Raw genomic sequence first — 22,971 nt, 5'->3', positions numbered from 1 at the left:
TAAGGGGGCACTCATGATGAACAGTGGCACGAAGCTACTCCGTTATGTTCAGCTGCTGGATTCGGCCCTGCCCATCGGTGGTTTCTCCCATTCCTTCGGTTTGGAAGCTTACACGCATGATGGCACCGTGCAAAATACCGCGCAGCTTGAACAGTTTATTCGCAGCCAGCTTCACTCCAGTCTTGTACGACTAGATGGTCTTGCCATCAAAGGCGTCTATCAGGCGATAAAACAGCAAGATGCCGCTCTTCTTGCCCTGTATGACAAACGTGTCCACGCCCAGCGCTCCCCTCGGGAACTCAGGGAAAGCGGCCACAAGATGGGAAAGAGACTGCTCAAGCTGGCCCGTTCACTCTATCCATGGATGGACTTTTCCCTGATTGATGAGGCCATACGGGAATACGGTGCGTATTGTGGCATCACGACCATTCACGGTTATATCAACTATCAATTGGAGATTAAATTGGATGAAGCCGTTACCGGGCATCTGTATACCTCGGTGAACGCTTATGTGAACAGCGCACTTCGCCTGTTGCCCATCGGACAAACCGAAGCGCAGATGTTGATTCAGAAACTGCTTGATAATATCGAAGCGGAATGGGCTCTCATTCGAGACAATGACCCCGAAGATATGCACAGCTTCGGAATCGCCCAGGAAATCTACGCCATGCGGCATGAGACCTTACCCGCGCGGCTGTTTATGTCTTAACTACAACTTTTATCTAACTTAGGAGGAATTGTTATGTGTGGAGGAGCTAATCATACGCATCATCCGGAGTGGGAACGTAAGGCATTTGATCGGAGTCGTCCGATGCGAATTGGAATTGGTGGACCGGTAGGTTCAGGTAAAACAGCCCTTGTGGAGAAGCTATCCAAGGCACTGCGTACACGTTATAGTCTTGCTGTCATCACCAATGACATTTATACCAAGGAAGATGCCGAGATTTTGCTGCGTCAGAACGCACTGGCACCAGAGCGTATTATTGGCGTCGAGACAGGCGGATGCCCGCACACGGCTATTCGTGAGGATGCCTCCATGAATTTCGAAGCGGTTGACGAGTTGATCGAACGCTTCCCGGATCTGCAACTGATCTTCATCGAGAGCGGCGGCGACAATCTCTCCGCTGCATTCAGTCCGGAACTCGCTGATGTGTTCATATACATTATCGACGTTGCCCAAGGAGAGAAACTCCCTCGCAAAGGCGGTCCCGGTATCACGCGTTCAGATCTGTTGTTAATCAACAAAACCGACCTCGCCCCTTACGTTGGCGCAAGTCTGGAAGTTATGAAAAATGATACCGAACGGGTACGCGAAGGCCGACCTTATGTCATGTCTAATCTAATGAGCGGTGAAGGTGTATCCGAGATTGTCCACTGGCTTGAACATCAATACATGGATGACGATGCTTCCGCTGCACATCTGCATTCACACAGCCATGAACATGGCACTCACTCGCATTAATTCATCTTCTGTCCCCACGGGAACAGAGATAACTAGGAATGAAAGTGCAGGTGCACCCGTCACACGCCGCAGCGAGCTTCGGGCCACCTTTGCCTTTCAAGGCGACCGGACTGTCATGACTGATCGTTATTACAGCGCACCACTCCGGTTTAGCCGATCCTTTCGACCTCCCGGAGGCGGAACCGAATTATGTATGTACACGTCAGACGTCTCGCCCGGAGTCCTTAACGGGGATCATTATTATTCCGAGTGGGAATTAGGTGAAGGCACCCATGTCATGCTGAGTAGCACATCTGCTACCAGACTCCATCCTACACCTTCCATTCCCTCATCCGTTAATCATCACTTTCGGTTGGGAAAAGGGGCCACGCTGGAATACTTCCCTGAATGCGTCATCCCTTTCAAGGGAAGTTCTTCTTCGCTCACTGTAACCTTTGAGCTGGAAGAACAGGCAATCCTGGCCTATGCAGATATCTGGTCTGCCGGACGGATTCATCGGGGAGAAGCGTTCCAATTCGAGCGTTACCGCAGCTTGACGGAGATATGGCAAGGTGAACAACTGGCTGTCTGGGATCGATTCGGACTCGAACCGGATACCGATGATCCCAAACACTCAGCGTCTCTCCTTCACTACACACATACCGCTGCGTTATGGATGATTGCCCCAGGGCTTGGTACTGCGGAGTTGGAGCAAGTCAGATCTGTGCTGCCACCAGATGGACGAATGCTCGCAGGCGCAAGTTTGCTGGCATCAGGTGGAATCGGTGTTCGACTCCTCGGCATGGCAGCCTGGGAACTTCAGGAGCAATGTCTTCAGATCTGGAACACACTCCGCCCACATCTGCTGGGCAAAGAAACTCTTGTCTTTCGTAAATAAGGACATCAAGCGTAGTTAACACCAAAAAACCTCTGAACTGTCTCCGAGTGTGTTCGGATTAGTCCAGAGGTTTTTGTACATTCAGTCTATGGATGCTGCTCATATCACTTACGCTTCGTTTTCCTCAGAATCGTTCTCTGATTTGTTCTCAGGTTTATAGCGATAATCGCCAGCATCCTTACTTTCCTTGGATTTACGGTAACGGGTGAACTCAATATATTCGCTGATAAAAGACTGTTCCACAGTCGATAATTCACTTTCTTGGCAATTCAATTGCCGCAAAACGTCAAAAAAATAATCCTCCCGTTTTTCCCGAACCATCGCTTCCTTCGATGGACGTCCAATCATGAGCCAGTCAAGGCTCACATCAAAAAACGAAGCAATCTCAATTAATTTATTCGTACTCGGAATAGACTTGCCACGTTTCCAATCACCCAGATTGCCTGTGCTAATCTTCAGCTGTTGGCAGAAAGCCTTCTTGGTCATTCCTCGTTCGGCAATCAGGTGTTCAATTCGCTCATAGATCGACTGCATACAAGAACCGCCTTCCAACCGTAATAATCAACTCATCTGCTTGAATTATACCACATTATTCCTGAATGCTCAGCCTTTATATGCCTGGAATAGGATGAGATATATCGTATAACACAAAGATAGACTCCCATGAATGATCATAGAAGTCTATCTTATGTTGTTGCTGTGATGCGGTCGAGAGGACTCGAACCTCCACGGGTATACACCCACTACCCCCTCAAGATAGCGTGTCTGCCATTCCACCACGACCGCATATTCAATTGTAAAAATGGTGAGCCATGAAGGGCTCGAACCTTCGACACCCTGATTAAAAGTCAGGTGCTCTACCAACTGAGCTAATGGCTCTTGCTGTAAACTTCACCGGATGTGCCATGCTTCATTTTTGTCTATAAGAGCAATGACTTTGAGGATTACTCATCGAAAATGTAGATCTCATGAGGTGGTGAAGATATGACCCGTAGGGGATTCGAACCCCTGTTACCTCCGTGAAAGGGAGGTGTCTTAACCCCTTGACCAACGGGCCTTAATAACAAGTTGTCTTTCTTGGCGACAAGAATGAGTATACCACAGGACAATTTGAACTTGCAATACTTTTTTTAAAATTTATTTTTCAAGCCTTTTTGCCCATTGCATACTCTTCTTCAGAGCCCCGTTATTAGCCACCTCCCGTTCATGCCAATGTCATCCCCGTGCAGGAACAATGTAAACCATCTATCAAAACACTTATAAAAACTTACGTTCACTTATAATATTGCAAATCATATTAAGAATACTTATAATTAAAGTATCAGTATAAGTACGGTCATCCATACACTCGGAGGTGACATGTTTGTTTCAAGAAGAACGAATGCAGCTCATTGTTGAACATCTACGCAAACACAATCGCATCTCAGCCGATGATATTGTCGCCTTGTTTGATGTATCACGGGATACTGCACGCAGGGATCTGATTAAGCTTGAGGAACAGGATGCCATTATCCGAACACGTGGCGGCGCGATTCTCCCCCCTCCTCCGCAAGAATTCAGATCCTACAAAGACCGTTTACTCGATGTATCTGAGGAAAAGAGGGCCATCGGCAAACTCGCTGCGGCCATTGTAAGGCAAGGCGAGATCATTATTCTGGACTCTTCCACGACTGTGCAGGCCTGTGCCGAGAACTTAAACGGCAAATCCTGTACCGTCATTACCAATTCGATTCATTCCGCTGATCTTCTCTCCAATCACACTGCTGTCCAGATTCGTTTGCTCGGAGGCAAAGTAGATAAGGAACAACGTTATGTCTACGGTACCTCTGTTATCGAGACCCTCTCCCACTATTATGTAGATAAAGCCTTTATCGGAATTGGCGGTATCACCATGGATGGCTTCAGTGCTTCCGAAGAGGAAGGGAAAATTAAACACCAAATGATGAAAGCTGCCAAGAAAGTTGTTGTTCTTGCAGATCAATCCAAGTTTGATAGACGTTATGGTTATCGTTTTGCCGACTGGTCGTTGGTGGATGTATTGATTACGGATCAATGGCCAACCAAAGAATGGCTTGTTTTTCTAGCCGAACAACAGGTTGAGATTCTCATTCCTGAACCTACAGATGATAAGGAGTTGTAAATATATGAAATTATTTGCCACAGATTTAGATGGAACTTTGTTGAACATAGATAGCCAGATTAGCCCGGAGAATGCCGCAGCCATCCAAAAGGCCCAGCAATCCGGTATGAAAGTTACCATTGCAACAGGACGTGTCTATTCCGATGTTGTGACCATCAGCCGCGAAGGTGGAATCAAAACCCCGATTATCGGCTCCAACGGAGCGACAATTCATGATGCAGACGGTGAACGTTTATTCCATCTTCCGCTCGAGCGTGACACAGCAGCTTCCGTCATGCAGTGGCTGGAAGATCATGATGTCTATTATGAGGCTTCAACGCAACAAGGCATCTATGCCCCGCGTAGCAGTCATGAGACCTTGCTCGCCGAGATGGAACGTGTTCTTGGTTCGAACCCTGGTGAGGACATCGCACGCATGATTCGCTCCATCAAGAAACACTATGACAAAAAAGACTACCACCGCGTAAACAGCCATCTGGAAATTCCGGCAGAAGCCTACATCTATAATATTATGGCCTTCTCCATGAATCCGGACAAAGTAAAGACAGGACGAGAATACTTTGCTTCCCGATCCGATGTCGCCATGGTTGTATCCTTTGAGCATAACTTCGAAATGCAGCACCCGGACGTATCCAAAGGTAATGCCCTAACCAAACTGGCGGCTCACCTGAACATATCCATGGAGGATACCGTAGCTATTGGCGATAACTTCAACGATGTCTCCATGTTAAAAATGGCAGGACTCGGCATCGCCATGGGTAATGGCGAACCCGAAATCCAGGCATTAGCCAAAGCCATAACGCTGACCAATGTGGAGCATGGTGTTGCCCATGCCATCGAGTGCCTGCTTGAAGGTAAACCGGTATCCCGCCCAGAAACGATTGTCGGGGAAGGTCAGTAATTGGACCCATACTGAATTAAGTACTGAACCTGCATGATCACCTGTTGATCCATGCAGGTTCTCTTCATTTTAACTCCGCAGATCGAACGTGAGGCACGTCCTGTAACAAAATAATCAGTTGCTCGCCCCGGTATGAACCCGGTAGTTGCAACGTGAACTCAAGCACAGTCTCTTCCACGGAGTCTGTGCTTGTTTGCTGTTCAGTCTTAAATCCGATGACCGGGATCTTCTCCTGTCCCAGCAGTGCCAAAACAGTCTTCAGGGCCTCTCCCTCATTTTGCAGATGGATGGTTAACGTCTCTGTTCGAGCGGATACCAGCCAGCGTGTAGGTCTATGCAGTAACATCTGTGCCACGACAATAAGCAGTGTCACGCCCGCACCCGTCCAATACAGACCTGAACCCACAGCAAGTCCCATGCCTGCCGTAGCCCATATGCCAGCCGCTGTGGTCAATCCCCTGACCGTGTGACGCTGTGTGAAGATCATGCCCGCTCCAATGAACCCCACACCACTAACAACTTGTGCAGCGATCCTTGAAGGGTCAAGGGACAGATTGTCCCAGCCAGCCTGATCCTGGAATCCGTATTTCGATACAATCATCATCAGGGCAGCACCAACGGCGACCACAAAATGAGTACGGATTCCCGCTTCTTTCATTCGATTCTTGCGCTCATATCCGATTAGCACACCACATATTCCAGCTATGAGTACACGCATCAAATATTCCACTTCCATGCACATCACCTCTTTCATTATGTATATGCTTACATGAGTCTATCTTTACTATTACCCAATCTTTACATGACTATATAAGTTGAACTAAAGATTATTTACACTGGCACTACGATGACAGAACAACCTTCCAATCGCTGTTATCCCCAGATTTTTTCGATTCCCTTTTCTCAAGGGAAAATCCGGTGATAAAGGCGAGCGCTTCGCTTTTTCAGGTTTTTTCTGTCCTCTCCGTTATCGTGTAAATGATTAATTCATCTTATATAATAAAAAGCCTCCACTCAGGTCAATTCTCTGCCCGGAAATTTTCCCCTTGTCTCTTGCCCAATCCGAAATAATGTCTGAAATTATATATCAGCGGATGCCATTCCTCCGGATTAATTTTGTTCGGTCCAGATATTAGTCTTGTGTGCGCGTGCACCTTCAACGCTTTCACTTCCACAATCGCCATGAACGGTGTATGTTCGGGAATACGTATGTGTTGTACAGCCGCTTCAATCTGGAGCGGACATTCAACTATTTTATCTGGAGCCACCTGAACCGAGCATTCGGATGTCAGTCCAGCTACAGTGAATTTATCATGACAATATTCATAGCCCATCTGCCTTTTCTCCTCAGGAACCGGGTTAACTCCCGTATAACGACCCAATGCCTCAACCTGTCTCCACATGGTCGCATCTGGTAAATTAATCACACACTCCGGGTGTCGACTCAGATTTTCATAGGCTTTGCCCTGTGTCCCTAGACCGAGAACCAGACAATCCCCCAGTGCCCAAGACGAGGATAATGGTGACAGGTTGGTTGATCCATCCTCATTTAATGTGCTTAGCAGCACTACAGGCGTACCATAATATAAAATACTGGGATTCATCGTCTCATGTTGAATCACTTCTGGACTCGCGGACAACTGCTCTGTAGCAAAGTCCTGTTTCGTTATCTTTTTCATCCTGTACCTCTCCTGTTCCCATTCCAATAATTTATAAGCTCAATCTGACCCATATGGGACGATACAACTCGATTGTAATACAGTAATAGTTCAGGTATGATCGAAGTATGAATGTATATCCGAATATTACTGTTATTGCGTCGTTAATCGCTGATCCAAGCCGCGCTATTTTTCTGTCATCCTTACTTGATGGCCGTGCGTTGCCTGCAGGAGAGCTTGCTCATATGGCAAGTGTCACTCCCCAGACGGCAAGCAGCCATCTAGCTAAACTCGTAGAGGGAGGATTACTCGAAGTTGAACAACAAGGACGCCACCGATACTACCGTCTTGCAAACAAAGAAATTGCTAATCTGATTGAAAGCATGGCCAGTATTGCTCCGCCTGTACAGATCCGCTCTCTCAAACAATCCGATCAGCTTCAACAACTGAGTCATGCACGGACCTGTTATGGTCATCTGGCCGGGAAATTGGGAATCTCGCTTTGTGAAGCCTTAGTACAAAAGGGGTATCTTTCAGACCCCGAAGAGGCACACAGCAAGGATTATCAAGTTACAGAGAAAGGAATACAGTGGTTCACTACGTTTGGAATTGAACTTCAGATGAAGCCGGGATCACGCCGTGCCATCGCTCGCAAATGTCTGGATTGGAGCGAACGCCGTCATCATCTCTCAGGTATGCTTGGGGAACAACTCAGACATCGATTAGCGGAACTGGACTGGATTCGTCAAAAAACAGGAAGTCGCTCTGTCGAAGTAACGGAAGCAGGCAAGAAAGGTTTATACGAGGTGTTGAGCATCACACTTTAAGCAGAAGCATATACAAGGGATAACCAAAGATCAGTAAACGCAAAAAATCCCCTTCACACTGACCGTTAACCGGTCTAATGTGAAGAGGATTTTTTGTGCAATCAGAACGGAGAAAGAGGAGTACTCTCACTTCGTTCGAGACTGCGAAGTATTGCTAACGAAGCTTATGCTCCGACGAACCTTTAGGGTTCTCATCCCTTTGCAGAGAAGTTTAATTCAGAACGGAGAGAGAGGGATTCGAACCCTCGCACCGCTTACGCAGTCTAACCCCTTAGCAGAGGGTCCCCTTATAGCCACTTGGGTATCTCTCCAAGAAATGGCTCCCCGAACAGGGCTCGAACCTGTGACAACTCGATTAACAGTCGAGTGCTCTACCAACTGAGCTATCAGGGAAAATTAACTTGAATAAGATTAATCTATCATGATTAATAATCCAAGTCAACAGACCTGTCAAGATTTCCTAATTGTATTGCTTTCTTCCTCTCAGAAGGAAGAGATCATCGCCAGTTGGGTAGTATTTTGGATCATGTCCCTGTCTACTCGTGGAAGGCAAACACTTACTTTGAATACGTCTCCATCCACTTGTATTCCCATAGAACCTTCATGCAATTCAACAATGCTTCTGGCGATGGACAAGCCTAGACCTGAACCCTCCGTTGAACGGGAACGGTCCCCACGCTTAAAACGTTCAAAAATCTCATCCGATGAGAATTCCATCTCGTATGCGGATACATTTTTGATCGTAAACTCCAATTGATTTCCTTGTTCGATCAGTTCAATATAGACTCTGGATTGGGGCAGACCATATTTCAAAACGTTTCCCAACATATTCTCCATAACACGCCACATCCGGCTGCCGTCCACCATTGCGTATACAGGCTCAGTCTCCTCTCGAATCCTTATCTGTAACTCTGCCTGCTCGAACGAATCACTATATTCTGCTACAGCCTGTCGAATTAACTCCCCCATGTCTATCTGTTTTAAATGAAGTTCCACATCTCCGCTCGCCATTTCCGCTGCTTCAAATAAGTCCTCCACCAACAAACACAGACGCTGCGTTTTCCGCTCCAGAACTTGAATGTATCCAGCCTTCTCCTCCTCTGTGCCCTCATCGCGCTTAAGCAGATCGATATAACTAACCAAAGAGGTTACAGGTGTTTTCAGATCATGAGAAACGTTAGCGATCAACTCGGATTTCATACGCTGGCTCGTAACCTGTTCTTTCATTGCATTCTGGAGCCCTTGTCTCATTCCGCTCATCTGTGTCACCAATGGTTGCATTATGCCTGTTACATGCTCTGGGAACTGCACATTGAACCGGCCTTCTCCCATTTCCTTAGCCGCTTGCGTAAGTTGCTGCGCCACATGAATCAGTTGAAACATACTATATACCAAGAAAACACTAATCAGAACTGTCAAAAACACAAATGGAATGACCATTGAAGACTTAATGGACGCGAGAGAAATAACCGCTAATTGCATAAGACATTGCACCATACATAATAAGATTAAACGCTGAATTCTTTTTTTGTCAGTCGGCTCGCCTTGCTCCAAAATCTTTTTCACCAAACTGTACCATTTCCATACCCATATCTCGTTTCGTATTGGCCTATGGCTGGACATATTCCCGATATACCGGACAGCCCCCCTTACATGCACACCAACAAACCACACTCCGAGACCAGCGATGAACATGCCTATAAAATAAACAAAAATATCATTTATCCATCGACGAGTGAAAAAGTAAGGAGTTATCCCATAATCTGAAGTCACCCCGTTTAGTACTTTTAACAGTAGAAAGGACCCTATACATAAGGTAATAAAATGTGCATCCAAGGAAAGTTTTTCACTCCACCAGATTGTCACCTTCCGATATTTGCTATTCTCAGGCAAAGGTATACGATTTGCAGTCACAAGTAACGCCGTACCAATGACTAAGAGCAGGATCAAAGGTATAACACCAGATACATTCCAATCTTTATAAATGAATCGAATCTCATACCTCAATGAAGCAAGCTTCATAAACACCAGTGTAAAACAAATCATCGCTGCTATCCGAACTCCGTAAGCCAGCATATTATTCTTCCAGTTTGTAACCAATACCCCACACCACCTTTATATATTTGGGCTCTCTGGGATTAAATTCAATCTTCTCACGGATTCTGCGGATGTGAACAGCGACTGTATTTTCCGGTTGAAAGGCAGGCTCTTTCCATACACGTTCATAGATTTCATCAATAGCAAAGATCCGGCCCTTATTCTCCATAAAAAGCCTAAGTATGTGAAATTCGGTTGGCGTCAGCCTAACATCTTCTCCTTCCAAGGTCATTGTTTTCTTCTGTTTGTTATATACCAGGCCACGAACCTGAATCTCCTGTTCTGCATCTTCGGAACTTTGATGTATCTGCGCACCCAGGCCGGTGAAGCGTCGTAACTGGGACTTTACCCTTGCCATAAGTTCCAATGGATTAAATGGCTTGGCTATGTAATCATCCGCACCGATGTTCAAACCTACGATTTTATCATAATCCTCTGTTCTGGCAGACAACATTATAATTGGCACATTAGAGGTTTCACGAATTTCCAGTGTCGTCTGCAGTCCATCCAATCCAGGCATCATAATATCCATAATAATGAGCTGAACAGAATGAGCCTGGAGCTTTTGCAATGCCTCTTCCCCATTCGACGCCTTGTAGACCCCGATTCCTTCACTACGCAAAAAAATTTCGATCGCATTGCTGATATCGGGATCATCATCAACAACCAATACACTGTGGGCCTTCAAAGGGTCACTCCTCCTTTTCATTTAAACTGAATTATGTGGACTGATGAACAGTTTACATCAGATAAATGACAGGAAATCCAACAAAAGATTTACAAATTTCTTAAGATCCATCCGCTCTATACTCCAAAACAAAATTACTATATGTCGTGAAGCCCCAGTTTTCCCGCGCAACGACCACAACGATAACGCTTAGGATCTATTTTCCGCTTGCGCAAATATTCCGTACCACAGCTCTTGCACACCAGCTTATAACGATATGGCAGCGGCTTTCTGCCTTTACCGTCAGGAAGTGATTGGCAGTAACGCGAGCCGCCAACCTTCTGCAATAAAGCCTTGAATTCCGGATCACGATGCTGATAGCCGCGCCCACGAATATGCAGATGATAGTGACACAGCTCATGCTTGATGATTTTCTCAACCTCATCTCTCCCATAGGCTTCGAGTTGATGCGGATTGATCTCAATCCGGTGACTTTTCAGCATATAACGCCCCCCCGTTGTGGTCAGGCGACTGTTAAACAACGCTTCATGGGTGAACGGCACTCCGAAATGATCCAGTGATACCTGTTCAATCCATTGTTGCAATTCCTCATTTTCCATCGATATCCTCTCCTTGCACCCCCTCGGAGCATTTGTTTTTCCGGTATAATACTTGAATTTTAACCGTTTCGTAGGCTACACTGTCAAGTAGAATGTATGAGGGGAGATTATTACTCGTTATGCCTACAATGCGCTATGTCATCCTGCAGCAGGAACAACACTTGCAGTTCGTGGAAATGCCCGCAGATTACGCCTATCAACTCAGTGCGCTCAACCTGCGCCTGCACAAGGAAATTGATAAACTCACTGCAACAGATGTCCCTGTCCTGCCTTGGGCGATCGCCGAATGTGACAGCCTCGATCTCCTAAACGAAAATCTTACTATCATCGGCGGCCTTGATTATATCAATGCGCTTGAAGAATCTTTTGCAGCACTACGTGAAAGCCATTATCCTTTGATTTCTCTGCTTACCGAAATCCGGGCTCTTCAGGCCCAATTGGAACAATGGTATGAAGAAGAGATGGAAGCTCTCTAATTCACCGCTGGTATCATTTTATAATGATGAGAACGAAAAGCACATTTCCCTGAATTGGGATTTGTGCTTTTTTTTGAGTGAACAAGATTGATTTGCCGGAGGCCTCCACTTATCCCGCACAGTCCAGGCTATTGCCACATATGCTAACGTACAGATGAATTATGCAAGAGGAGGAGATACCCTTGCCTCAATGGCTTTGCAATCAACTAATGCGTGCATTTCACAAAAAGGACAGCCGGCAGATCAAGTTGCTGAACGAATGCTGGTTCTTTTATCGTAACAAACCAGCAAATGGCACACCACGTAGCGCGGAGAACGAACTTTAAGAGGTACTTCATAAAAGTCTGCAACGGATTACGAAGGATGGCCTTTTGAACACGCACTTTAAGAAAATGCACATATTGCCCACCGTACTTACTAGAGGAATTAGAACGGACAACGGGACTATTACTGTCGACAACAAACAGCCTTCCTGGTTAGGGAAGGCTGTTCTCCAATCCTACTATTAAGAAGACTGTTGCGCAGAAGCAGGCTTCTTCATCGTCAGGCCGACACGGCCTTTTTTGGTATCCACACTCATAACCCAGACCGTTACATTATCCCCGACAGACACAACGTCCATCGGATGTTTAACATACCCGTTGCTGAGCTGTGAAATATGGACAAGCCCATCACTCTTGATCCCGATATCAACAAAGGCACCAAAATCAATAACGTTCCGAACCGTACCTTGCAGCTCCATGCCTTCCACCAGATCCTCAATTTTCAATACATCTGTACGGAAGATTGGCAACGGCATTTCTTCACGCGGGTCACGCCCCGGACGCTGCAAGCTGTCCAGAATGTCACGCAATGTAGGCACACCTACGTCCAGTTTCACAGCCAATTGTTCTGGCTGTTGCTCTGACAGTAATACCGACAGTTCCTTGCTGCCCAGCTTGTCCAGTGCAACCTGAAGCTCCTTGAACAGCTGATCCACTACCTTGTAAGACTCAGGGTGAATAGGTGTACGGTCCAGCGGGTTCTCTCCCTCACCAATACGCATAAATCCTACGCACTGCTCATAGGTTTTGGCACCCAGACGTGGCACCTTCTGAAGCTGACGGCGGTTCGTAAACCGGCCATTTTCTTCACGGTACTTCACAATGTTTTTGGCAATCGTAGCGTTAACTCCGGCAACATATGACAGCAACGAAGGTGATGCTGTATTCACATCCACACCCACATGGTTAACTGCGGATTCCACGACAGCCTTCAGGCTTTCTTCGAGAATCTTCTGGGATACGTCATGCTGATATTGACCCACGCCAATGGCTTTTGGATCAATCTTAACCAACTCCGCCAGCGGGTCTTGTACCCGGCGAGCAATGGAAGCTGCACTGCGCTCCGCAACATCCAGATCAGGGAATTCTTCCTGGGCCAGCTTGGATGCAGAATATACACTCGCGCCTGCTTCGTTAACAATCAGATACACAAGACTTTCATCACCGTTCTCCTGAATGATCTCGGCAACAAACTGCTCCGTCTCACGTGATCCGGTACCATTACCAATGACGATCAGTCCGATATCATATTGCTTGATCATCCGATGGAATACTTCCGCAGCCTCACGTTTCTTGTTGTGTGGTGGCGTTGGGTAGGTCACAGCCACTTCCAGCAGTTTGCCCGTATCATCTACTACAGCCAGTTTACAACCGGTACGATAGGCAGGATCGACACCAAGCACACGTTTGCCGTGAATCGGCGGTTGAAGCAACAGGTTACGCAGATTGGCCGAGAATACCGATATGGCCTGATTCTCACCTTTTTCCGTAAGTTCTCCACGAACTTCACGCTCGATGGAAGGCGCAATCAGCCGCTTGTATGCATCTTCAATCACATCACGCAGGATATCCTGCACGGCAGAAGCACCACGAATGATCTGTCCTTCCATATGGCGATGGGCCGGTTCTGCCTGTACGTCCAGGCCGACTTTCAGAATACTCTCACGTTCACCGCGATTAATTGCGAGAATACGGTGTGGAGGCATTTTTTTGGCTAATTCGCGGTAATCATAATAATTCTCGTACACGGACTCCTCTTGAGCATCCTTCGCTTCAGAAGTCAGCATCCCGTGATCCAAGGTGTACCGACGAATCCAGGCACGAATGGCAGCATCGTCTGCGATGTTCTCCGCGAGAATGTCTTTGGCTCCCTGAAGCGCCGACTCCGCATCTTCTACACCCAGTTCAGCATTGATATATTTCGCAGCTTCCTGAAGTGCATCTCCTTGTTTCGGTTGACCCCAGATCCATACAGCAAGGGGTTCAAGACCTTTTTCCTTGGCCACACTGGCACGCGTTTTCCGCTTCTGACGGTAAGGTCGATACAAGTCTTCCACTTCCTGCAGCTTCACAGCTTGCGTAATGGATTGCTTCAGTTCTCCGGTCAGTTTGCCCTGTTCCTCTATAATACGGATGACTTCCAATTTGCGATCCTCAAGATTGCGCAGATAAACAATGCGTTCTTCAATCGATCGCAGCTGGTTCTCATCCAGCTCTCCAGTCATTTCTTTACGGTAGCGGGCGATAAATGGAATCGTATTGCCTTCGTCCAGAAGCTCCGACGTTGTGCGGACCTGTTTCAAGGACAGTGACAGTTCCTTGGCTACCTGTTTGATGATTCGTTCATGGCGTTCTGCCTTTATTGTTTCTTCATTGGGTTCCAGAACCGTTTCCTGTTCAGACAAAATAAATCCCTCTTTCCTTCCTGAATCGTTCGTTACAATCATTTCAGGGCAGCTTTGCTGCTGTAATTACAGTATAGTTGAACCATTTGTTTCTTCCACTCTACCCTATATTATCACAGAATCACGTCCAGATTTCCATCAATCCGCAAGCATACAAGTTCTGACAGAATGATGTCATCCTCCAGCCTTCCCCATTACGTCAAAAAAAGACCGAAAATCGTCATCACGACGCTCCTCGGTCCTTCCTTTTTTTAAAACTCTAAATAAAATAGCAATCTAATAAGTGAAACTGCTCATTTACACGATAACGGAGAGGACAGAAAAAACCTGAAAAAGCAAAGCGTTCGCCTTTATCCCCGGATTTTCCCTTTGAGAAAAGGGAATCAAAAAATCTGGGGATAACAGCGATTGGAAGGTTGTTCTGTCATCGTAGTATCCGTGTAAATAAAATGCAGTTCACTTATCTAGACGCGCTCGAACCGGAACATTTCGCTCAGATAGTCTCCGGATGTGCTGCCTACCGAAATACCGCCATACATGAGGGCATCGCCGGTAAAGGTCTCTGATCCGCCTTTCAGACGGTAATCCGCATTAGGGTCCAATCCTTTCAGCTTCAGGCGCTGAAGTGGCGCATTGGGCTCAGAGAGCACACGGAAGTAGAATACAACAGCTTCGCTTCCGTCCGGTGCAATAAACATCCACGCCGTCTCATTGCCTTCAAACGGACTGAGCAAACGGCGGAATGTTCCATATTGAACCGTTCCACGAATCTCCTTGTACAGCTCAACCTGGGCTTTCACGATGTCGTTCTCTTCCTCCGTGAATTTTGTCAGGTCCAGCTCGTACCCAAAGTTGCCCGACATCGCAACATGTCCCCGAATCTCAAGCGAAGTGATCCGGTTGACCTGATGATTCGGTACCGCTGAGATATGCGATCCCATCGAACTTACCGGGTATACAAGACTCGTACCGTATTGAATCCGCAGGCGGGATATAGCATCCGTGTTATCACTTGTCCACGTCTGTGGCATGTAATACAGCATACCTGGATCGAAGCGGCCACCACCACCTGAACAGCTTTCGAAGAGAATGTTCGGGAACGCCGAAGTGATTCGTTCCATAACGTCATACAGTCCGAGCATGTAACGATGTGCGGTCTCACGCTGTCTATCTGCCGGAAGCAACGCAGAACCCACTTCCGTCATATTGCGGTTCATGTCCCATTTCACATAAGTGATTGGTGCAGAACCAAGTACGTCTGTTAACATCCGCACAATCTCATCACGTACATCCTGACGAGAGAAGTCGAGTACCAGTTGTTGACGTCCTTCTGTCCGGCGACGATCTGGCACATGCAGACACCAGTCCGGGTGCGCTCGGTACAGCTCACTGTCTGGTGAGATCATCTCAGGCTCAAACCATAATCCGAACTGCATATCCAGACCTGTTACGCGGTTAGCCAGATCATCCAGTCCCTGTGGCAATTTGTTCTTATCTACAATCCAGTCGCCCAGCGAGGAGTTGTCACTGTCCCGATGTCCAAACCAGCCATCATCCAAGACAAACAGCTCAATACCCAGCTTCTGTCCAGCACGAGCGATCTGTTCAATCTTGTCTGTATTGAATCCAAAGTAGGTTGCTTCCCAGTTATTGACCAGAACCGGACGTTCCGCATTACGGAACTTACCACGCGCAAGACGCTCCCGATACAATTCGTGGTAGGACTGTGACATGCCGTCCAAACCTGCAGCCGAGTACACCATAACCGTCTCAGGTGTCTGGAACGCTTCTTGCGGCTCCAGCTTCCAGCTGAACTCGAACGGATTGATTCCGAGTGACACACGGGTCGTGTGGAACTGATCCACTTCAGCCTGTGCAGTGAAACTGCCACTATAGACGAGACTGAATCCGTAAACTTCACCTTGGTCTTCATCCGTGCCTGGTGTCATCAGCGCAATAAATGGATTCTGCTGGTGACTGCTTGAACCGCGACGGCTCTCAATCCCTTGCAGGCCTGACGCAAGCGGTCTGCGAACGATATCACGTTCCCTTGTCCATGCACCTGACAACTGCAACAATTCATAATCTGCATGCGGAAAATCAACAGATGAACTGAGCGCACGCACCACATTCACTGAGGTAGCGCTCTCATTAACGATACGCATGGAGCGTGTAATTGCATTAAATGCCATAAAGGCTGTATAGGAAAGCTCGATTTTGATGCCTGCAACGCGGTCTTCCAACTCAATAACCAGCGTCTCTGCTTCTTCATCGGATTCAACATACGTTGCTGGCAAACCAGTAAGCGCTGTCTTTCCTTTGACCAATCGATGGCCTGTATACGTAAACTCCGAAACCGTCGAGCCATTCTCAAGTTCCAGTTGGATAGCCGGATTACGGAAATCACTTGTGCCATACACGGGTAGTTCCACTGCCAATGTATCAAATGAAATCGTACGGTCCTCTGGTACCGGGTTCGGACTGAAAGATGCTCGTTCTGTACGAACATGCAACCAGCTCAGATCGGTGTCGCGTAATTTTTTGCCATAATACAAATGCACCAAATATCCTGAAGGCAGTACCTGAAATACGTAACTGGCCTCGCGGGTCTGTAAATGAAATTGAAGTTTCTCTTGATTGATGTAAATGCTCATATGTCTCCTCCACCTCTATATATAGGTCTTTCGGTAAACGGTTTCTCAGGTTTCATTATAGCGAAAAGATTGCCAATGTTCTACGCTTTCATCAAGCTTTAATCAAAAGAGCGCATAACAGCCCGAAGGATGTCATACGCTCTTTTGGTTACAGTCTGAATTCAGTGTGTTCCCTTACGGGAACATCCATTGCCAACGGACGGCAGTGCAACGTACAAGACGCTGGTTGCTACCTTAAAAATCGATTAAACCAAGGCTGATCTGTAAGGCTTCGTTGACCAATTTCATGGTCTCCTCGTCCAGATGGGTAATCTTGTCAGTCAGCCTCTGTTTATCAATCGTCCGTATTTGTTCGAGCAAAATAACCGAGTCCCGGTCAAAGCCGTGTGCCGCCGCATCAATTTCAACATGCGTTGGCAGCTTTGCCTTCTGGATTTGGGCGGTGATAGCCGCCACAATACAAGTTGGACTGAACCGGTTGCCGATATCATTCTGGATCACCAGAACCGGCCTGACTCCACCTTGCTCGGAACCGACAACGGGAGAAAGATCCGCAAAAAAAACGTCACCACGTTTTACGATCAATGTCTACACCCCGCTAACTAAGCGGTCCAGAGTGCTGTCCGCATCTTCCTCCGCATGAAAGGCTTCGGATGCCATGGTCAGATTAATTTTTGCCATCTCCATGTACCCTCGCTGCATCGTTTCACGGATGTAACGTTTCTTACGCTCCGTTAAATACAGCTTCATAGCCTGCCTAATCAATTCGCTGCGGTTGGAATTCTCCAGCGCTACGATGCCATCCACTTCCTGCAAAAGATAATCAGGTAAACTGATCATGATCCGCTTGGTGTTCTGCAAGTTGGCCACCTTTCTTCCACCCCCACAAACCTTTCGCCATTGTGAACCAGTATTACGTTTTTCCAGAACTTTTATACAAAGGAATATATATGCCCCGAGTATATCAAGTATGCTGTACTCCATTATAAACACGGGGAACAATATTCGTACAGACCAAACATCTCAATTCAGGAATTAAATCCTTACCGTCATACATAATTCGAGATGCTCCGACAGTTTTCCTTCTGTTCTGAAAAAAAGTTTATTGGGAATGACGTCCAGTTTACCTGTCAGGATGTCAAAAGTGGATTGATTCTGGCGACTACTGCTCCCCCGCGGGTATATACCCGTGGAATGCGGTGCGCCATCATGCAGATCACTTCATAAGCAATCGTACCGAGCTGGGATGCCACCTCGTCTGCGGTTATTACGCCACCAGACTGATGACCGATGAGGACAACCTCTTCGCCGACTTGAATTTCTTCCGCCTCTTCCGCGAAAGGTTGTAACGACACCATACACTGATCCATGCAGATTGTACCGACGACAGGGACGCGGCGGCCGCGTACAAGCACTTGTGCTTTACCTGTCAGCATTCTGGAGAATCCGTCTGCATATCCGATCGGCAGGGTCGCTATTCGTTCGTAACCTTGCGTAAAATAACGGGTTCCGTAACTGATCCCCCAATGGGGTGGCAGTGTTTTGATCAGAACCGCTTTTGTCTTCAGCGTCAATACCGGGGACAGCTTCACCACCTGATGATTCACCTCAGCCGAAGGATACAGTCCGTACAGGCTTATTCCCACACGTACCATGTCATAGGACAATTCCGGTGTATCAATGGCAGCGGCGCTGTTCGCCGTATGTATAATCGGGATGGAACATCCCTGATCCCTGAGCGCATGAACTACGCTTTGGAACCGTCTATACTGCTCCAGTGTATAGGTTTTGTCTTCTTCATCTGCTCTGGCAAAATGGGTAAACATACCTTCCAGCATCACTTGATTGAGCGAAGCAACTTCCTGAATGAAAGCCAATGCCTCATCGCCAGGCAACAGACCTAATCGGCCCATGCCGCTGTCGATTTTAATATGAACCTTCAGTTGGTTAGCGAATGTGCTCGCATCCAGATGTCGAATGGCGTCAAGCACTTCCCTGCTGAACAGTGTGACGGTCACATCATGTTGCCATGCAACAGCGATCCCTTCAGGCGGCGTATATCCCAGTACCAGGATTGGAATCGTAATCCCATGTTGTCGCAGTTCCAGAGCTTCGTCAAGAAAAGCCACACTTAAGTAATCCACACCCACTCGTTCCAGTTCCCTAGCCGTCTCCACCGCTCCATGTCCATAGGCATTGGCCTTCACACAGGCGAGGAATTTCATGCCCTGAGGCAATGCCTCGCGGAAAGCTTCTACGTTAGTACACAAATGATCCAAATTGATCTCCGCTTGGGTCGGCCGATATTGTCCTTGCACGTTAAGTCACCTTCTCTAATCATCTTAATCCGGCTCACGTCAGACTCCATCGTAATGCTCCAGCATGTGACTGTCAAATGAACCGAAGTTTCGCATCCAAAAACAGATGTAAGGTGCGCCTTTTGAAGAACAAATGCGAACACAGAAGAAGACCGATAAGCGAGATTAGCAGGGCAAAATTCCACTTTTCACCCAAGCAAAATCTGCTTATATCGATTATTTACCCGGTTCCCTCTGCGTAGAAGCGCATTTTGCTTTATTGAGTGTATCGGGTAAAAAAAACAGCGCTAAATGAATACCTTTCTTACATCAAAGCAAAGCACCGGAGAACAGGTCTCCGATGCTTCTTAGCATTCCTTATGTTTATGCTACTATTCGTTCATTTGTTCAAAAATCATTTGCCTGACTCTTCCTGCATCGATGTTGCAATGCGTACCATTTCGTTCTGAGGCAGGTCGGCACTGGTGATCCGATATTCTATGCCATCTGTCATCCATGTCAGAGTCTTCAATGCATCTCCGCTGATCATCCCCAGTGTGAATCCAAGATCTACTACACTGGATGGAGCAAGTGATACAGCTCGATCCTGTGGTCTGGCTTCGAATATCGTGTAATTATACGTTCCTTCATAACGAAGCATAACCGAATAGTCTCCCGCTTCTTCCAGAATCTGATCGTCCTTGAGCTGCACGCCTTCCGGCGCATAGGTCGGCTGAATCACGCCGAAGCTGTCTGCCCCTTCCGGTTCTGCAAGTGTCGGCTCTTCGCCTTCCTGACCTGTTGTAGCACCTTCTGTACCTTGCTGCTCTGTGTCACCACCTACACCCGACTGTCCATCAGTAACGGCTCCATCAGGTTCAGGCGCAGTCTGAGGATTGGCAGGTTCTTTACCGCCCTCACCTGTTTGCTCCGCAGGAGTTACACCAGAATCCGTTCCTGTTTGGCCGCCCTCTTTTGTAGCTGCTGTCATGTTACGTTGCATGTCAAAGGCGTCTTTCTCAAATGCAGCACCAAATTTGAAGGAATCAAACTTCACATCCACGACCACATTGGCATTGGAGTCGGATACCTCAACCTGTTTCGGTGCGTAATCACTTTTGTTCAGCCAGATCTTCTGTCTGACGAGTGCATGTGTATTATAATTGGCAGCTACATCAAAAACATAGCTCTCTTTCTCATCCGCAAACTGACGGGTTGTATCCCCCGTAATGCTCCGAATCAATGTTTCATAGAGATATACCTGTCCTTGGTTATCTGGCCAGTTGCTCTGAAAACGGAAGCTCTTGTTCTGGCTCGGCGTCAAAACAAACACACCCTCATCGTTACGCAGTACAATCTGCGTTACATCCTTTTTGGCATTGGTTAACGCAATACGATAATAGGAAGGCTTCTGATGCCATACCTCGACCTTGTACTGCTGCGGCGTATCTCCGGTATGCAGCGTCATCACGCCTGCCCCCTGATAACTTTCCATCTCTCCTACGACTTCGTTCAGATCTTTGACCACAGCTGCCGCATCCTTCTTCCCGCAGGCGGCAAGTAAGGCCGATAAGACCAATACCATGGCAAGCATCCATGATATTCGGCGCATGACATCATCCCCTTTAGCACATGTTTTCACTTCAGGATTGTGCTTGCAGCAGAATCCCTACTTGATTAGTACATGTTATGAGGGACTTGTTCGATATATGCGGACTAGTTTGACAAGCAATCGGTGAAGTCCGTTAATACGGCATTGCTACGCAAAATCAGTCTCAGGGAGGATGTTAACTTTATCCAGAAAAGGCATAGTGAATTGTAGGAGATTATTCTTTTTATTGGATATTAGGAGGAAAAGGTATGACGACAACAAAGCTTAGCACATCACTGGAAGGAATGGATGAATTCATCGACGAGCAGCTTCAATTATGGAATGGTGTCGGCACAGCGGTGGCTGTGATCCATAAGGATGAAGTCATCTGGCAAAAGGGCTACGGTTATCGTGACATGGAATCCAAACTTAAAGTTACCCCTAATACGTTGTTTGCCATCGGTTCAAGTACCAAAGCCTTTACCGCAGCAACCGCTGCTCTGCTTGTGGATCAGGGGATACTCGACTGGGATACCCCTGTGAAGTCGTATATGAAAGACTTCAAGATGTTTGATCCGATCGCAACAGAACGTATAACTATTCGCGACATGCTGTGTCATCGTTCCGGTCTTCCAAGGCATGAGTTGGTATGGTACAACTCCCCGCGTACAAGAGAAGAACTTGTTCGAACATTACAGTATCTGGAGCCAAATCAGGATTTCCGAAACAAATGGCAGTATCAGAACCTGATGTACATGACGGCAGGTTATCTGGTTGGACAGCTCAATGAAACTTCGTGGGAGCAGATGGTTCAGAAGACTCTATTTAATCCGCTGGGTATGAACTCAAGTCTGTTCTCTGTTGAAAAAATGCAACTTCAGCCTGACTATGCTTACCCTTATATGGAGAAGGATGGTCAGAATACGAGAATACCTTTTCGAGCCATTGATGCCATAGGACCTGCTGGTTCCATTAACAGCAATCTAATCGATATGATTGCATGGCTTCAATTCCAGTTGCATCAAGGTCAATGGGAAGGAACGTCATTGATATCTAAGGAACAGATGAAGATTATGCATAGTCCTCAGATGCCCAGTGATTCGCCGTTTATAAGCCAAGAACTGCCTATGAGTACATATGGTCTGGGTTGGATGATTGAGCCTTATCGTGGACATGCCATGATTCATCATGGTGGGGCTATTGATGGCTTTGCATCACAAGTTGCCTTTTTGCCAGAGGAGCAGATTGGAATCGTGGTTCTGAGTAATACCAACGGAAGTATAATTCCCTATACGGTTGCTTTTCATATCATGGACCGACTGCTTGGATTAGAGCCCGTCAATTGGAGTTTCAAATTGAGAAAATTAATGGGGAAAGAATCAACAGAAACGGAGGCTGATCCGGAGAATCCTCTGGAAGTGCCTATTCAAGCAGACACTGCCGTTGAGGAAAATATTGAAGAACCTCACATCATACCTTGTGATCGCCCTTACACCGCTTATGCGGGTATTTACACGCATCCTGGTTATGGCGAGATGTCGATTCAAGAGACAACGGACGGGTTGCAAGCAACCTTTAACGCCATTGAAATGCCCATGGAATACACCGGGAAAGATACGTTTTCCGTCGAATTTGTGTTATTCGGTCTGAAGATCACGTATACATTTACCCTCAATGAATCTTCAGAAGTTGCTCAATCCATCTCCATTCCTTTGTTGCTTGAACCGGGTACAAAGCCTATTGAATTCATCAGGGTTTCGTAAATGATCTGAACCTATATAAATTGAACTAATGAATATATTTACACTGGTCACTCCGATGACAGAACAACCTTCTGATCGCTGTTATCCCCAGATTTTTTTGATTTCTTTTCATAAAGTGAAAATCCGGGGATAAAGGCGAACGCTCTGCTTCCTCAGGTTATTTCTGTCCTCTCCGTTTTGTATAAATGTTTAGTTCAATTTATATAGAAAACG

21 protein-coding genes and 5 tRNA genes are annotated in these 22,971 nt (G+C 46.9%); 9 read left to right on the top strand and 17 right to left on the bottom strand.

Annotation, left to right across the window (positions count from 1 at the left end; all coding sequences use genetic code 11):
* The first annotated feature begins 13 nt into the window (after positions 1-13).
* The 3 genes from MKY01_RS07245 to MKY01_RS07235 are packed head-to-tail and all read left to right on the top strand — an operon-like array spanning position 14 to position 2,339.
* A complete protein-coding gene (locus tag MKY01_RS07245; RefSeq protein ID WP_339286028.1) occupies positions 14-709 on the top strand; it encodes an urease accessory UreF family protein in 696 nt (231 codons plus the stop codon).
* A gap of 33 nt (positions 710-742) precedes the next feature.
* Positions 743-1,462, top strand: a complete 720-nt coding sequence (gene ureG / locus MKY01_RS07240) for an urease accessory protein UreG (protein ID WP_017690021.1) — start codon at positions 743-745, stop codon at positions 1,460-1,462.
* On the top strand, positions 1,368-2,339 hold the full coding sequence (locus MKY01_RS07235) for an urease accessory protein UreD (RefSeq protein WP_339286027.1): 972 nt from the start codon (positions 1,368-1,370) through the stop codon (positions 2,337-2,339). Before ureG ends, MKY01_RS07235 begins: the two co-directional genes overlap by 95 nt.
* 108 nt (positions 2,340-2,447) lie before the next feature.
* On the opposite strand, the gene MKY01_RS07230 is transcribed toward MKY01_RS07235, so the two are convergent.
* The 4 genes from MKY01_RS07230 to MKY01_RS07215 form a co-directional block, all read right to left on the bottom strand.
* Entirely contained in the window at positions 2,448-2,873 is a 426-nt protein-coding gene (locus MKY01_RS07230; protein WP_036610863.1) for a helix-turn-helix transcriptional regulator, read from the bottom strand.
* Positions 2,874-3,042: 169 nt separating this feature from the next.
* Positions 3,043-3,125 (bottom strand) — tRNA-Leu (locus MKY01_RS07225).
* A gap of 17 nt (positions 3,126-3,142) precedes the next feature.
* Positions 3,143-3,218, bottom strand: a tRNA-Lys gene (locus MKY01_RS07220).
* Between the two features lie 106 nt (positions 3,219-3,324).
* Positions 3,325-3,396 (bottom strand) — tRNA-Glu (locus MKY01_RS07215).
* 306 nt (positions 3,397-3,702) lie between these two features.
* Between MKY01_RS07215 and MKY01_RS07210 the strand changes: the two genes are divergently transcribed.
* Positions 3,703-4,479, top strand: a complete 777-nt coding sequence (locus MKY01_RS07210; RefSeq protein WP_017690024.1) for a DeoR/GlpR family DNA-binding transcription regulator — start codon at positions 3,703-3,705, stop codon at positions 4,477-4,479.
* 4 nt (positions 4,480-4,483) lie between these two features.
* The gene (locus MKY01_RS07205) at positions 4,484-5,380 is read left to right on the top strand and encodes a Cof-type HAD-IIB family hydrolase (protein ID WP_036610865.1); all 897 of its coding nucleotides are present in this window, start codon (positions 4,484-4,486) and stop codon (positions 5,378-5,380) included.
* Positions 5,381-5,444: 64 nt separating this feature from the next.
* Here the strand turns inward: MKY01_RS07205 and MKY01_RS07200 are convergent, their stop codons facing one another.
* Complete coding sequence (locus tag MKY01_RS07200) at positions 5,445-6,116, bottom strand: MgtC/SapB family protein (protein ID WP_339286025.1); 672 nt, start codon at positions 6,114-6,116, stop codon at positions 5,445-5,447.
* A 283-nt stretch (positions 6,117-6,399) separates the two neighbouring features.
* A complete protein-coding gene (locus MKY01_RS07195; protein WP_339286023.1) occupies positions 6,400-7,059 on the bottom strand; it encodes a flavin reductase family protein in 660 nt (219 codons plus the stop codon).
* 107 nt (positions 7,060-7,166) lie between these two features.
* Here MKY01_RS07195 and MKY01_RS07190 point away from each other — a divergent pair, with 107 nt between their 5' ends.
* Positions 7,167-7,865, top strand: coding sequence for a winged helix-turn-helix domain-containing protein (locus MKY01_RS07190; RefSeq protein WP_282319061.1), 699 nt, complete (start codon positions 7,167-7,169; stop codon positions 7,863-7,865).
* 222 nt (positions 7,866-8,087) lie between these two features.
* Here the strand turns inward: MKY01_RS07190 and MKY01_RS07185 are convergent.
* The 5 genes from MKY01_RS07185 to MKY01_RS07165 all read right to left on the bottom strand — a co-directional run bounded on the left by MKY01_RS07185 (position 8,088) and on the right by MKY01_RS07165 (position 11,249).
* Positions 8,088-8,176: transfer RNA gene (locus MKY01_RS07185), tRNA-Ser, on the bottom strand.
* Between the two features lie 6 nt (positions 8,177-8,182).
* Positions 8,183-8,258 (bottom strand) — tRNA-Asn (locus MKY01_RS07180).
* A gap of 90 nt (positions 8,259-8,348) precedes the next feature.
* Positions 8,349-9,965: a HAMP domain-containing sensor histidine kinase gene (locus MKY01_RS07175; RefSeq protein ID WP_339286019.1), complete on the bottom strand. Its 1,617-nt coding sequence runs from the start codon at positions 9,963-9,965 to the stop codon at positions 8,349-8,351.
* A complete protein-coding gene (locus MKY01_RS07170) occupies positions 9,943-10,650 on the bottom strand; it encodes a response regulator transcription factor (protein WP_127551303.1) in 708 nt (235 codons plus the stop codon). Before MKY01_RS07170 ends, MKY01_RS07175 begins: the two co-directional genes overlap by 23 nt.
* A gap of 137 nt (positions 10,651-10,787) precedes the next feature.
* Entirely contained in the window at positions 10,788-11,249 is a 462-nt protein-coding gene (locus MKY01_RS07165) for a SprT family protein (RefSeq protein ID WP_017690031.1), read from the bottom strand.
* Positions 11,250-11,368: 119 nt separating this feature from the next.
* Here MKY01_RS07165 and MKY01_RS07160 point away from each other — a divergent pair, with 119 nt between their 5' ends.
* Together MKY01_RS07160 and cmpA are read left to right on the top strand one after the other, a co-directional pair.
* The gene (locus MKY01_RS07160; protein ID WP_339286015.1) at positions 11,369-11,725 is read left to right on the top strand and encodes a hydrolase/acyltransferase; all 357 of its coding nucleotides are present in this window, start codon (positions 11,369-11,371) and stop codon (positions 11,723-11,725) included.
* 182 nt (positions 11,726-11,907) lie between these two features.
* Positions 11,908-12,051 (top strand): cortex morphogenetic protein CmpA, encoded by a 144-nt coding sequence (cmpA, locus tag MKY01_RS07155; protein WP_017690033.1) that lies wholly within the window; start codon positions 11,908-11,910, stop codon positions 12,049-12,051.
* Positions 12,052-12,230: 179 nt separating this feature from the next.
* Here the strand turns inward: cmpA and MKY01_RS07150 are convergent, their stop codons facing one another.
* The 6 genes from MKY01_RS07150 to MKY01_RS07125 form a co-directional block, all read right to left on the bottom strand.
* On the bottom strand, positions 12,231-14,453 hold the full coding sequence (locus tag MKY01_RS07150; RefSeq protein ID WP_253506395.1) for a Tex family protein: 2,223 nt from the start codon (positions 14,451-14,453) through the stop codon (positions 12,231-12,233).
* A 464-nt stretch (positions 14,454-14,917) separates the two neighbouring features.
* Positions 14,918-17,107 carry an alpha-galactosidase gene (locus MKY01_RS07145; RefSeq protein WP_339286013.1) on the bottom strand — a complete coding sequence of 730 codons (2,190 nt, stop codon included), beginning with the start codon at positions 17,105-17,107 and terminating at the stop codon, positions 14,918-14,920.
* A 234-nt stretch (positions 17,108-17,341) separates the two neighbouring features.
* A complete protein-coding gene (locus MKY01_RS07140) occupies positions 17,342-17,692 on the bottom strand; it encodes a type II toxin-antitoxin system PemK/MazF family toxin (RefSeq protein ID WP_024630714.1) in 351 nt (116 codons plus the stop codon).
* A 3-nt stretch (positions 17,693-17,695) separates the two neighbouring features.
* Entirely contained in the window at positions 17,696-17,977 is a 282-nt protein-coding gene (locus MKY01_RS07135) for a ribbon-helix-helix protein, CopG family (protein ID WP_017690037.1), read from the bottom strand.
* A gap of 260 nt (positions 17,978-18,237) precedes the next feature.
* The gene (gene alr, locus MKY01_RS07130; RefSeq protein WP_339286011.1) at positions 18,238-19,425 is read right to left on the bottom strand and encodes an alanine racemase; all 1,188 of its coding nucleotides are present in this window, start codon (positions 19,423-19,425) and stop codon (positions 18,238-18,240) included.
* Between the two features lie 394 nt (positions 19,426-19,819).
* Positions 19,820-21,016 (bottom strand): DUF4367 domain-containing protein, encoded by a 1,197-nt coding sequence (locus MKY01_RS07125; protein WP_339286009.1) that lies wholly within the window; start codon positions 21,014-21,016, stop codon positions 19,820-19,822.
* 248 nt (positions 21,017-21,264) lie between these two features.
* Here MKY01_RS07125 and MKY01_RS07120 point away from each other — a divergent pair, with 248 nt between their 5' ends.
* Positions 21,265-22,758 (top strand): serine hydrolase, encoded by a 1,494-nt coding sequence (locus MKY01_RS07120; protein ID WP_339286007.1) that lies wholly within the window; start codon positions 21,265-21,267, stop codon positions 22,756-22,758.
* The last annotated feature ends 213 nt before the right edge of the window (positions 22,759-22,971 follow it).

The organism is Paenibacillus sp. FSL R5-0486 (assembly GCF_037975155.1).
GTDB lineage: Bacteria > Bacillota > Bacilli > Paenibacillales > Paenibacillaceae > Paenibacillus > Paenibacillus amylolyticus.
This window is presented reverse-complemented; position numbering and strand designations above follow the sequence as displayed.